Origin of the sequence: Oceanicaulis sp. (genome assembly GCF_965249665.1) — a bacterium.
GTDB lineage: Bacteria > Pseudomonadota > Alphaproteobacteria > Caulobacterales > Maricaulaceae > Oceanicaulis.
In genome coordinates, this window is sequence record NZ_OZ252247.1 from 552,315 (window position 1) to 565,288 (window position 12,974).

10 protein-coding genes are annotated in these 12,974 nt (G+C 60.8%); 4 read left to right on the forward strand and 6 right to left on the reverse strand.

Annotation, left to right across the window (positions count from 1 at the left end; genetic code table 11):
• Positions 1–52 precede the first annotated feature (52 nt).
• The 5 genes from ACP154_RS02720 to ACP154_RS02740 all read right to left on the reverse strand — a co-directional run bounded on the left by ACP154_RS02720 (position 53) and on the right by ACP154_RS02740 (position 6,481).
• A complete protein-coding gene (locus ACP154_RS02720; RefSeq protein WP_133723976.1) occupies positions 53–1,177 on the reverse strand; it encodes a ferritin-like domain-containing protein in 1,125 nt (374 codons plus the stop codon).
• Positions 1,178–1,451: 274 nt separating this feature from the next.
• On the reverse strand, positions 1,452–2,390 hold the full coding sequence (locus ACP154_RS02725; protein WP_421857115.1) for a sterol desaturase family protein: 939 nt from the start codon (positions 2,388–2,390) through the stop codon (positions 1,452–1,454).
• On the reverse strand, positions 2,374–2,835 hold the full coding sequence (locus tag ACP154_RS02730) for a hypothetical protein (RefSeq protein WP_421857113.1): 462 nt from the start codon (positions 2,833–2,835) through the stop codon (positions 2,374–2,376). The genes ACP154_RS02725 and ACP154_RS02730 overlap by 17 nt, the downstream gene beginning before the upstream one ends.
• 133 nt (positions 2,836–2,968) lie before the next feature.
• Positions 2,969–5,701, reverse strand: a complete 2,733-nt coding sequence (locus ACP154_RS02735; RefSeq protein WP_421857111.1) for a TonB-dependent receptor — start codon at positions 5,699–5,701, stop codon at positions 2,969–2,971.
• A gap of 324 nt (positions 5,702–6,025) precedes the next feature.
• Positions 6,026–6,481 carry a hypothetical protein gene (locus ACP154_RS02740; protein ID WP_421857109.1) on the reverse strand — a complete coding sequence of 152 codons (456 nt, stop codon included), beginning with the start codon at positions 6,479–6,481 and terminating at the stop codon, positions 6,026–6,028.
• 100 nt (positions 6,482–6,581) lie between these two features.
• Here ACP154_RS02740 and ACP154_RS02745 point away from each other — a divergent pair, with 100 nt between their 5' ends.
• From ACP154_RS02745 to ACP154_RS02760, 4 genes are all read left to right on the forward strand, one after another.
• Positions 6,582–7,730 carry a PQQ-dependent sugar dehydrogenase gene (locus tag ACP154_RS02745; protein WP_421857107.1) on the forward strand — a complete coding sequence of 383 codons (1,149 nt, stop codon included), beginning with the start codon at positions 6,582–6,584 and terminating at the stop codon, positions 7,728–7,730.
• A 136-nt stretch (positions 7,731–7,866) separates the two neighbouring features.
• A complete protein-coding gene (locus tag ACP154_RS02750; protein ID WP_421857105.1) occupies positions 7,867–9,123 on the forward strand; it encodes a serine hydrolase domain-containing protein in 1,257 nt (418 codons plus the stop codon).
• Complete coding sequence (locus ACP154_RS02755) at positions 9,120–10,727, forward strand: GMC family oxidoreductase (RefSeq protein ID WP_421857103.1); 1,608 nt, start codon at positions 9,120–9,122, stop codon at positions 10,725–10,727. Before ACP154_RS02750 ends, ACP154_RS02755 begins: the two co-directional genes overlap by 4 nt.
• 11 nt (positions 10,728–10,738) lie before the next feature.
• Positions 10,739–12,172: a coniferyl aldehyde dehydrogenase gene (locus tag ACP154_RS02760; protein WP_421857101.1), complete on the forward strand. Its 1,434-nt coding sequence runs from the start codon at positions 10,739–10,741 to the stop codon at positions 12,170–12,172.
• Here ACP154_RS02760 and ACP154_RS02765 read toward each other — a convergent pair.
• A complete protein-coding gene (locus ACP154_RS02765; RefSeq protein ID WP_421857099.1) occupies positions 12,169–12,954 on the reverse strand; it encodes an EAL domain-containing protein in 786 nt (261 codons plus the stop codon). The two genes, ACP154_RS02760 and ACP154_RS02765, sit on opposite strands and share 4 nt — an antisense overlap.
• Positions 12,955–12,974: the final 20 nt, after the last annotated feature.

A 12,974-nucleotide genomic window follows, 5' to 3' on the forward strand; every position in this document is an offset into this window, starting at 1 on the left:
CCAGCGTACAGGCCAGGGCGACGAGTGAGGCAAGCTCTGAAAGGCTCTGGCTCTATTCCGCAGCCCCGGCGGCGCCTTCCGCCGCCACCGCATGGATATAGTCGCGGCGCGCTTTGGCGGCGTCCACCTGGCCCGTTCGGTCCCCGTCGATTTCACGGGCGATGCGCTCGTCTTCATCCTGAAGCGCCTGTGGGTCGAGTTCAGCGAAATGCAGCACGCCCATATCCTCATAGGCGCGCTGGATCTTTGGCCCCCACAAGCCGATATCCTTGACGATGGGCACAATGCGCTGGAACAGCAAGGTGCGGTAGAGTTTGACGATATCGGAGTTCTCGGTGAAGTCCTGGCACTCTTTCTCAGGCAAGCCCAGGACCTCATAGATCTCCTTGGAGCGCGTCATCCGATCACGCATGAGATAGCAGGCGTCCACCAGAAACTCTTCGCGCTCATCGCGCTCTTTCTGTGTCAGCTGAGGATAATAATCGCGCAGCGACAAGCGCCCGAAAGCCACATGGCGCGCCTCATCCTCCATCACATAAGCATTGACCATGCGCGCCAGCGGGTTCTGCGCCAAATCACGGATGGTGCCGAAGGCGGCCAGCGCCAGGCCTTCAATCACCACCTGCATCGCAAGATAGGTCACATCCCAGCGCGAATCCGACAGCGCGTCGTTCACAAGGCTCTGCAAGGGGTCGGTCATGGGATAGGCGACGCCGAACTTGCCCAGCAATTTGCGATACGCTTCCACATGGCGCGCTTCGTCCATCACTTGCGTGGCGGCGTAGAATTTGGCGTCGAGATCGGGCACCGCCTGAACGATCTTGGAAGCGGCGAGAAGCGCCGCCTGCTCGCCTTGAAGAAACTGCGAGATGTTCCAAGCTTGCGTATGACGGCGAAGCTCGATGCGCTCAGCCTTGTTCATCTTGTTCCAGATGTCCGAGCCATAGATGGACACCGCCTCGTCGGGCATTTCCATCGGGTTCTCAGGGTCCAGATCCAGCTCCCAGTCGATGCGGTCCACCGCATCCCACTGCATGTCCTTACCCTTTTGGTACAGGTGCATGAGCGTGGTGCGGCCCTCGTCGAAGCGCCAGTCGAACACGGACTCAAATTCGTTCGGCACATGCCAGTGCGGGTCGATACCGGGCATGGGATAAAGGTCACGCAAAGCCGTCATCAGGTCCTCCTGCCTGCTGCGAGAAGAGCCTGCGCGCCCGCGGATCAGCGATGAGCCGGACGCGCCAGCTCCACGCCGTCTGCTTGTCTTCAGCAAGCAATGAACGGCGTTCACTTCTCAACTTTGGATCAACTGACCCATCCCTGTCCAGCGCAAGACCGTGCATTTTCAATGAAAAAGAGAATTATTTTCGCCGCATGGCAACATAGATCGGCAACGCAATTCACGCTATGCGTTGATCAATATCACTATTCTTGCATGCTGCGCCGCACGCTTATTCGGCGGCGATAGGCGGGTGCTTGTCAGACTGCGCTGCCGTGTCTTCTCTATGCTCTTCCAGCCAACGGGCCTTGAGTATGGCGGACGTGTCCCGGCTGCCGTCCGGTGACCAGCCGGGCGGGCCAAGCCAATAGCCCAGAACTTCGCGCGGGGAGCGAGCCGAGCGGACGTCTTTTAAAATCCCCCACCATTCATGCAGACAGATCGTCAGCGGGTTATGGGTGCCGAGATTGCGCACGATGCCGTAGCGGATCTCTTCTTCATCGGTTTCAGCCTCGAAGGTGCCGAACATCCGATCCCAGACGATAAAAACGCCTGCGTAATTTCGATCCAGATAGCGCGGATTGGTGGCGTGATGGACCCGGTGATGGCTGGGCGTATTCATCACCGCCTCGATCGGGGCCCACATCTTGCCCACGGCCTCGGTGTGAATCCAGAACTGGTAAATCAGGTTCAGCGCGCCGACGAAGGCGATCATGGCGGGCGGAAAACCGATCAGAACGAGCCAGCTGCCAAGGAAAATGAATTTCAGCGTCAACGGGTTCAGCCAAGGCTGGCGCAAGGCCGTCGACAGATTGTAGTGCTGGCTGGAATGGTGAACCACATGGTCCGCCCACCACCAGCGCACAGTATGCGCCCAGCGATGACTCCAATAATAGACGAAATCATCGAGCACGAAGGCGATCACGAACCAGTACCAAGCCCAACCAATATCAAAGAGCGCGAACTGCTCGACGAACACCAGCCAGGCCAGCACAATCCCGCCCAGCAGAACGCCCGACACCGTATTGCCCAATCCCATCACCAGGCTCGCGGCCGTATCACGCGGCTCGAACCGGGTATTGCCGGTCATGCGTCCGTAGATCATCTCGGCGATGACCAGCAGGATAAAGGCGGGTATGGCCCACAGGATCGGATCAGGCAGATTTGGCATAACGCGCCTCATTTCCGGGTGTGCCGCCAGGCGCCCGCACAAAGTCTTTTAGACGATCCGCCCAGTCTGTCGCCTGACCATCTCGGCCCAGCTCCAGCACCGCGCGCGGCAAGGTGTAATCAAACAGCGCCAGCGTCAGGGTCGTGCCGTTCACCTGAGCCGAGCGCACATCCCCGGGGCGCAGCGCGCGGACAACCGCATTGTCGCCGCGCGCCAGCACCAGACCGATGCGCCCGCCATCCGCCTCCAGACACAGATAGCCGCAACGGTCCGGCGTCAGAATCTGTTCAGTCCCGACCTTGAATCCCATGACGTCGCGCTTGAGAAAGCGTTGCGCCTCACCTTCAGTGTTCAGGCGCAAGCGTGTCCAGCCCAAGGCCATGTTCAGCAAAACAATCAGGCCAATGCCGAACGCTGCCCCGATCAAGGCCAGAACATCTGTCATGCTTTCATTCATACGAAAAATTGAACGCCGTTCACCTCAAAAAAGCAAGGGATAAAACAAGGGCCGGCGCACAAAGACAAACGGCGCCGGAATGCTCCGGCGCCGTCTCGTCTGTTGTCTCTATGCGCTTAGTTTAGAACCGCGCGCGCAGGGTCACGCCATAGGTGCGCGGATCGCCAGGATAGTTATTGAAGCTGGCGCCCAGATAACCCACCGACGGGAAACCGCCCTTGGCGTAGTCTTCCTCGGTGAGGTTGCGGCCCCAGAACTGCAGCGCCCAGCTCTCATCCGCAGCCGACAAGGTCACAGAGGCGTTGTACAGGGTGAAGGCGTCCTGATTGGCGATCGGACGCGGGTCCAGGCTCGCGACCAGATTGAACTCAGAGGTGTGCTGAGCTTCACCGCGCAGGATCAGATCCAGACGATCGTTGACCGGATGGGTGTAGGTGCCTGTGAAGGCCGCCACCAGTTCAGGATTGCCCCGGTCGACGCCAGACAGGTTATTGAAGGTCCCTGTCTCGCCGCGATCATTCGTCCGCGGGGCGTTACAATTGGAGAAGGTCGGGTCGGCCGGATCCCACACCGGGCCAAACAGCGGCGAGCTGTCCGGGCACGGCGCGAACTCATAATCGCCGAACTTGTCATCGATCAGATAGGTGCCGCCCAAGGTGAAGAACAGGCGATCGGTCGGCGCATAGCTGAAATCAAACTCGATGCCGCTGACTTCAATGGAGCCTGCATTGTCGAGCGCAAAGCCCGTCCCCACGAAGGCCTCAGACTGGAAGTCCTCGATCTCCTGGTTGAAATAGGTCACGGCATAGACCAGCGCGCCATCGAGCAGTGCGCCTTTCGCGCCCAGCTCCCAGGATGAGGCGCTCTCATCCTCAAACTCGAAAATGCCGGTCTCCGCCGCTTCATAAGACAGGTTGAACCCGCCCGGTTTGAAGCCGGTGGAATAGCTCGCATAGATGTTGAAGGTGTCCGTCACATCATAGCTGAGGATGGCGTTATAGGAGAAATTGTCGTCAGAGCGCGAGCTCGGATACTGGCTGGCGTCCACCGGGCCGAAATTCTGGAACGCGCTGAAATCCGTCAGCAGATTGAACGGCGTGTTCGCCAGAAAAGCCGCAACGGTCGGGTCATAAACCACGAACGGATTGGCGAGCGTTGCGCCAGGAATGCCGGACGCCTGAAGCGCGCCCTCAAGCTGAGCTGCAAGCGCAGGATCGCCAGCCGCCTGCTGGGCCAGAACTGTGGTCAGCAGGTAGGGGCACGAATTGCCGTTCGGGAAGGACGGGCAGAGCGACGCCTCAGGCAGGCGCAGGCTTGCGCCCAGATCGGTGAAGTTCAGAGCCGAGAGCGGATCGTTGATATTGATCCGGGTCTCCATCTCCTTGTCTTCTTCGGTGTAGCGACCGCCAATCGTCAGGGTCAGACGATCCGTGAAGTTGATGTCAAACTGACCGAAGGCTGACCAGGATTCTGTATCGTACTGGTAGTTTTCCTGCTCAACGCCCGTACCCGGCTGCAAATAGCCGGCTGCGGGAAGTTGCGGAACGCCGGTGACGCCCAGCTGGTTGTTCGCGCCGATCAGGAATTCAGTCAGCGTAATGCCGCCCGTGCCCGCCGGTAGGCCGAAGGCCGCCACCAGATCGGCGACTTGCCCGGCGGACGCCAGGTCAAAGAACGCCTTGCTGTCCTCGCCGTAAGCCAGGCGCTGATTGAATTCGAGCTCATTCTTGTAATAGAAGCCGCCGAACATCCAGTCGACGAACTCGCCGCCATTGGAGGTGAAACGGAACTCCTGGGTGAAGCTATTGTATTCGTTATCGATATTTCGCGCACCCAGCAGGTCGATATCGGAGAAATCCGCATCGATATTCTGGGATTCATCATAGGTGCGATACGCGGTGATCGAGGTGAAGGTGAAACCATCAAACTCATGGTCGATCTGGGCGGACAGTCCGGCTGTGTCGAGCTGGGTGTTCACATTGCCGTCGACCGCCATCTGGCCGTCAAACGGGTCTGCAGGCAGAGCCGTACCGCCCAGTGCAATGATCGCGCCCTGGTCGATCGGGTCATAAGAACCGAACGGCGCCGCGCAGCAATTTTCATCAATCACGCCCAGATCGGCGATGATGCGCACTTCAGTGGCGTCGGTGGGATACCACATCAGCTGACCGCGATAGGACTGGCGATCGCGATTATTGAGCTCTTGGCGTTGCGCCACAGGCGACACATTGTCCAGATAACCCGTATTGGTGTGCGTGGTCGCATCGACGCGGAACGCGAGCACATCCTCGATGATCGGGCCGGTCACGGTGGCTTTCGCGACGAACTGGCCGAAATCGCCAAACGTCACTTCCGCATCGCCGCCGAGCTCAAACTCGGGCTCTTTGGTGATGAAGCTCACCACGCCCGCAGGCGTGTTGCGACCAAACAGGGTGGATTGCGGGCCACGGATGACCTCGACGCGTTCAATCGACAGAAGGTCATTAATGGCTGCGCCAGCTCGCGGACGGTAAACGCCGTCGACGAACACGCCCACGGACGGTTCAAGTCCGGGGTTGAAACTCGACGTGCCGATGCCGCGCAGGCTGAATTCGGTGTTGGTTGAGGAGGCGAACTCGGCCACCCGCAAGGACGGGACGAGGGTCTGAAGGTCTGCTGCGTCGCGAATTTGCGATTGCTGGATCGCCGTATCGGTGACCACGGCCACAGACACCGGCGTTTCCTGCAAGGTCTGTTCACGCTTTTGCGCGGTGACAGTGATCACATCCGGTTGCTGAGCGAACGCGGGTGCAGCGACTACGCCTGCGGCGAGCGCCGTCGCCCCGAGAACAGCGGCTTTGGTCAAACGGTTCATGAAGGTCTCCTCCCCTGATGGATGTTGCGTCGCGATATTGTGTCGAGGATCGCTGTCCGCACTTGGGCTTAGCTTATGCAGGCTTTGAGAGTTTTGTCATGCGGACTTGCTCTTGCAACGCCCCAAACGTGGCGCAAACCTCACACGCGCAGCCTCTGCGTGCGGCGCAGCATTTTATTTATGCTATTGAGATAATTTGTGATTTTCTGGATAATGATTTTATGCTGCGCACAAGCACTGATGCTCCCGAGCATGACGGTTATTCAGAGCCGCATCATGCGCCTTGAAGCCCTGCCGCCATCGTTCGGCTTAGGAATCAGTCTTTTAAGCTGACGCTTTGCTCCGAGGCGGTGCTGTCAGGAACACGAAGACCACCCCCGCGAGACCACCTATGACCGCCTGAGTGAGCAGCCCGGCCATGCTGCGCGCGCCCGCAATAACCTGCACGCCGAAGAACACCTCTTTCATCAAGGTCAGCATCACCAGCATGCACACCAGCCCGGCAGCACCGAACACCCAGCCGCGCGGCACGGGCAGCAGTCGTCCGGTCAGCGCCGCCGCCGGCAAGGCGACGGCCAAGCCCAGCGCGATGAAGATGGCGTAAAGCGGGCCCAATCCGACCAGGTCGTCAACGATCATGGACAGCGCGTCCGCTGCGCCGATTTCAGCGCCGACCGCCATCAACCCCGCCAGAACGAACAGGCTTTGCGCGATAACCGCAAGCGTCACCAGGATCAGCACCACCGCCAGATAGGCTCCGAAAACTCTGAGTATCGTCATGGCCCATTCCCCCTTTGCACACGCCGAGTATAGCGCTCATAGTGCTTGGCGCTCGCAATAACTGTGAGACTGCCGCAAACACACGCGCGAGGGAACCATCATGATCCGGCTGACCCAAACCGTCATCGCACCAAGCGGTCTCGCGCTTGTCCTGGGCGCCCTCAGCGCCTGCTCAAAAGCGCCCGAAGCGGCGCCGCCCGCCACAGATCTGGATCCCGCCAGCTATCAGGTCGAACTGATCGCAGAGGGGCTACAGATTCCATGGGATATGGCCTTTCTGCCGGATGGGTCCGCATTGATCAGCGAACGCAATGGCGGGATCAAACGGCTTTCAGACGGGACTTTAAGCGATGTGCCCGGCGGGCCGGATGACGTCTTCGCCGAGGGGCAGGCCGGCCTGTTCGACCTGGCGCTGAGCCCGGACTTTGCAACCACGGGCGTCGTCTATCTCAGCTACGCGTCTGGAACGGCGGACGCCAACACGCCGGCGCTCTATCGCGCCCGGTACGAAGCGGGCCAGCTGGTGGAGGGCGAGACGATTTTCCGGGCCGAGCCCATGCGCAGCACCAACGCCCATTACGGCGCACGTCTGGCCTTTTTGCCGGACGGCACCTTGCTGATGACCGCCGGAGAAGGCTTCGCCTATCGCGAAGAGGCCCAGGTGCGCAGCAATCATCTCGGCGCCGTACTGAGGCTGAACCCCGACGGATCCGCGCCGAATGACAACCCCTTCGCCGATGAGGGCGGCGCGGCCGTCTATGTCTACAGCTATGGCCATCGCAATATGCAAGGCATCGCGCTGGACGCCGCGACAGGGACGATCTGGACACATGAACACGGCCCGCGCGGAGGCGACGAGCTGAACGCGATCAACCCTGGCGCGAACGCCGGCTGGCCCATCGCCACCATGGGGCTCGATTATAACGGCGCGCGTATCTCGCCCTTCTTTGAGCATGACGGATTTGACGCCCCGGAATGGGTGTGGACGCCCTCCATCGCTCCCAGCGGCCTTGCCCTCTATGACGGCGGTCTGTTCGAAGACTGGCGTGGCGACCTTTTGGTCACGGCGCTGGCGGGACAGGCGCTGCACCGGCTGGATCTTGAAGACGGGGTGGTTGTGGGCGAGGAGCGTCTTTTGTCAGAACGCGGACAGCGCATCCGACAGGTGGTCAATGGACCGGACGGCGCAATCTGGGTGCTGGCGGAATCCCCGGAGGGCCAGGTCTTGCGGCTGACCCCCGCGGAGTGAGCACGCCCCGGTGCAAACATCCATAGCGGGTTTTGACTGGCGCTCACTCTCTGAAAGGTGTTCACTTAAGGCTAACTGATTTGCCCGCCCCGCAGATTGCGGCGAGATCGGGCGAACATGTTCGGGGAGAGATTGAATGAAGCGTATCCTGACAGCCGTATTGGGCGCGTTGGTTTTGCTCGGGCTTGTGGGCGCAGGCTGGTACTACAGACCCTGGTCTGATTATGCCCCGGCTAAGATCCGGTCGCTGGACGATCCAGACCAGTATCCACTGACCTATCAGCGCATGGATGAGTTCCTGCCCAGTACAGGGATCGACGCCGAGGCGCCCGCACCCTTTCCGCGCGACGTTCAATCGCTCGACATCACCTATGAATGGCAGGGGGAAACCAAAACGCTGGGTGACTACCTCGCCGAGGCCAAGGTCACAGGGCTGACCGTGCTGTCTCGCGGGGAAGTGATCGCCCAGACCTATGCATATGAGGCGAACGACCAGTCACGCTTCACCTCCTGGTCGGTCGGCAAGTCCTTCGTGGCGACCCTGATCGGGAAAGCGCTGAATGAGGGCCTGATCGAGAGCCTGGATGACCGGGTGGACCGGTACGCACCGCAATACGCCGGGACCGATTATGGCGCGAACAGCTTGCGCGAGCTGCTGATGATGTCCTCTGGCATGGCGTTTAACGAGGAATACAGCGCGGATGCGCCGTCTGATGTGCGGCCGCTCTTTTTCAACGCCTTCATCATGCGCCGCAATCCCGACGACATGATCGCGCTGATTGAGCGCGATCGTGAGCCGGGCGAGGATTTTCATTATATCAGCCCCAACTCCCATGTGCTCTCCGCGGTCGTGCGCGGCGTCTATGAAGGCCGCCTCGCCGAGATCATCCAGCGTGAGCTCTGGGAACCGCTGGGCATGCGCGATCATGCGACCTGGCTGCAGCACAAGCCCGGCCCTGAAGGCGTCGCCATCGGCTATTGCTGCTTGCAGGCCAGCAGCGAAGATTATGCACGTCTGGGCCAGCTTTACCTGCAGGACGGCGTCTGGAACGGCGAGCGTCTGCTGCCAGAGGGCTGGGTGGATCTGGTCTCAACCCCGCCCACGCCATCGCACGAACCGGGCGCGAGCCGGTATGCCCATCGCGGCTACGGCCTGCACTTCTGGATTCCGGAAAACTATGATCGTGAATTCTACGCCGCCGGCGTGTTTGGCCAGTATATCTGGATAGACCGGAACCGCGATCTCGTGATCGCCCAGAATGCTGGCGACGCAGACTGGGGCGAGCGCAGTGTGGAGATGACCGCCGTCTTCCGCGCCATCGCCGAGGCCGTCGCGCCGCGCGGCGCTTCCCAGAACAGTCAGAGATTGCCGCGTGACGGAGGCGACCAATGAGCCGCGCCGAAGACACGGAGTTTGACTATGTGATCGTCGGGGCCGGTTCGGCGGGATGCGTGCTCGCCGACCGACTGAGCCAGGATCGCGACGTTTCCGTCTGTGTTCTGGAGGCTGGCGGATCCGACAATAAGGCGATCATCAAGACGCCGATGCTGCTTCAGTTCGCCATCACCAATCCGGCGATCAACTGGGATTACTGGACAGAACCGCAGCACAATCTCGACGACCGCAAGCTCTACTGGCCGCGCGGCAAATCCTTGGGCGGCTCCTCTTCGATCAACGCCATGCATTATATGCGCGGTGCGCTGGAGAATTATGACGATTGGGAAAGCACGTACGGCGCTGAAGGCTGGAATGGCGATGCGGCGCTGGAAGCTTTCAAGGAAGTCGAGCACAATGAAAACCATGGCGCCCCTTTTCACGGTCAGGGCGGCCCGCTGAACGTCAAGACGATCAGCCCGCTCAACCCGTTGACCGAGCGCTATTTCGAAGCCTGCCGCCAGCGCCAGATCCCTGAAAACCATGATCATAACGGCGCGCGGCAAGAAGGGTTCGGCCCCTATCAGGTCACCCAGAAAGGCGGCAAGCGCTGGTCAGCGGCGGACGCGTTTCTCAAACCGGCCCTGACCCGTCCCAACCTCACCGTCGTCACCGGCGCCCTGGCCCACCGCATCATGATCGAGAACGGTGAAGCGCAAGGCGTACTCATTGAGGTCGACGGAGAGATGAAGTCCGTCACCGCCAAGCGCGAAGTGATCCTGTCGGGCGGGGCGATCAATTCGCCTCAACTTCTGATGCTGTCAGGCATCGGTCCGGCCGATCATTTGCGGGAGCACGGGATCAGTGTCGAACACGACCTGCCCGGCGTTGGCGAAAACCTTCAGGACCATCTCGACATTCTGGCGCGCGCGCGCACCAAATCGGCGACCTCCATCGGCTATTCGGCGCGCAAATTCCCGGCGACGGCCCGCGATGTCCTCCAATGGGCGCTGACAGGAACGGGGAAATTCACCGTCAATCCGGTTCAGGGATGCGGCTTTGTGCGCTCCAGCCGGGCGCGGGACCTACCGGATATCCAGCTGGTCTTCATTCCCTCCCTCGCCAGCCCCCATGGGCGCGAAACCCTGACGGGCCATGGCATGAGCCTGCACGCTTGCCATCTGTATCCGCAGAGCACCGGCCGACTGCGGCTGGACAGCGCGGATCCGCGTGCGCCTATCCGCATTGATCCCAACTATCTCGACCACGAGGAAGATGTGGAGGTGATGACGGATTGCCTGGAAATCGCACGCGATCTTCTGCTCAGCGATGCGTTCGACGGCGAATTTGACCAGCTGGATCTGCCCGCAGATCCAGGCGCCAGCCGTTCCGCACTCACCGATGAGGTGCGTCAGCGCGCCGAAACGCTGTATCATCCTACTTCCACATGCGCGATGGGGAGCGGCGCGCTTTCCGTCACAGACCCGCAATGCCGTGTGCGCGGCGTCACTAATCTGCGCGTAGTGGATGCATCCGTCATGCCGCGTATAGTCGGCGGCAACACCAATGCGCCCACCATCATGATCGCCACTCGCGCCGCCGATATGATCCGTGCGCGCTAGGAGACAGACACATGCCTGACAGCCATATGCAAACCGCTCCAGCCGCCGTAGACGCCATGCAGGCGATCTTTGACCGGCAAAAAGCCGCGTTCGAATCCGAACGCCACCGCCCCCTGTCTGACCGCAAGGCGGATCTGGAGAAGATCGAAGCCTTGGTGAAAAGCCGTGGCGATGACTTCGCCGCCGCCATCGACGCCGATTTCGGTCGGCGCTCCAAGTCTGAAACCGCGATGGCGGAGCTGGGCTTCACCATCGCCACGGCCAAACACAGCCGGCAGCATCTCAACAAATGGGCGAGCTCAAAGCCCGTCCCGGTGCCGATGACGCTGGCGCCGGGCAAGGCCTATATACGGCGTGAGCCCAAAGGCGTGGTCGGCATCGTCTCGCCCTGGAATTATTCCATGCAACTGGCCTTCGCGCCGCTGGTCGCCGCCCTGGCCGCAGGATGCCGGGTGATGATCAAACCCAGTGAATTCACCCCGCGCACCGCGGCCTTGATCAAGTCCACCCTGGCCGAGCTGTTCAGCGAGGATCATGTGGCGGTCATTGAAGGCGGCGTGGAAGAAGCCAGCGCTTTTACCGCCCTGCCCTTTGATCATCTGTTCTACACCGGCTCCACCCAGGTGGGGCGCATCGTCGCCAAGGCGGCGGCGGAGAATCTGACCCCGGTGACGCTGGAGCTGGGCGGCAAATCGCCGACAGTGATCGCTCCGGATTTTGATGGCGCGGAAGCCGCAAAGACCGTGGCCTGGGGCAAGTTTCTGAACGCCGGACAAACCTGTGTCGCGCCCGATTATGCGCTGGTTCCGCGCGGTTCTGAAGCGGACTTAGCCAAGGCGATGATGCATGAGACGGGCGAGATGTGGCCCGACGTCGCCACCAATGACGATTACACGGCGATCATCTCCGAACGCCATCACGCCCGATTGAGCGAGATGGTCGAAGAGGTGCGCGACGCCGGCGCGGAGGTGCATCAGCTGGCTTTTGATAAGGCCGCCGCCGGTAATACGCGCATCTTCCCGCCCACGGTGGTGGTCAATCCGCCGCTCGACTCCAAACTGATGCAGGAAGAGATTTTCGGGCCGATATTGCCTGTGCTGGGCCATGACGGGCTGGAGGACGCCGCGCGCTTTATCAATGAGCGTGACCGGCCGCTGGCGCTTTATGTCTACGCCAAGTCCAAGCAGACCGCGCGCGATTTTCTGGGGCGGACGATTTCAGGCGGCGCGGCTGTAAACACCCCGCTGCTGCACCTGTCGGTGGAAGACCTGCCGTTTGGCGGCGTCGGCGCCTCCGGGTATGGCAGTTATCACGGGGAAAGCGGGTTTCTCACCTTCACCCATGAGCGCAGCGTGTTTGAGGCGCCGGTCTGGCACCCCAGCCGCCTGATCCGCCCGCCCTATGGCAAGATGTTTGACTTTTTCAGAAAACTGCAGGCCGGCTAGCGTGCGATCGACCAGTTGATGTCAGAAATCGCCGGGGCCTCGTCCAGTTGCGGTTTGGAGAAATAATAGCCTTGGAACAGGTGAATCCCCAGATCGAACAAGGCGCGCGCCTCGGCTTTGACCTCAATGCCTTCAGCAATGATCTTGATGTCGAAGCGGTCGCAGATCTCCACCATGGCCGACAGGATGGTGCGTTTGACCGGACTGATATGGACGTTGCGAACCAAGCCCATGTCGAGCTTGATGATGTCCGGCATGACAGCGGCGAGCAGGGTCAAACCGGCGCCGCCGGAGCCGAAATCATCCAGCGCGGTCAGAAACCCCATATCCTTGTAGGAACGCACGATCATGGCGAAGTGATCGGGGTCGGTGACCGCTTCGTGCTCGGTCATCTCGAACATGATGCGATGGGTTGGAAAGCTGTTCGCCGCCGCCGCCGCCAATGTCGTGCGCAAGCAGGTCGCCGGATCGTAAACGGCGTTCGGCATAGTGTTCAAAGACAGAAACTCGGGCCGGTCAGACAAGGCGGCGCTGGCGGATTTGATCGCCTGAATGCGACAGTGCCGGTCAAAGGCATGCATGTTGTCGGCCGTCACCTTGGACAGGACCGAACCGGCCGACTGCCCCTCCGCGCCGCGCACCAGCGCTTCTTGTGCAAAGATAGTCCGTGTCTTGAAATCGATGATCGGCTGAAACGCAAACCGCAGACGCTCGGGAATCGGCTCGGCGCAGCGGCAGACAGCGTCTTCACACACAGCGGTGGAGGGCTCGGGAACAGTCATGACACACCCATAGGATTTTT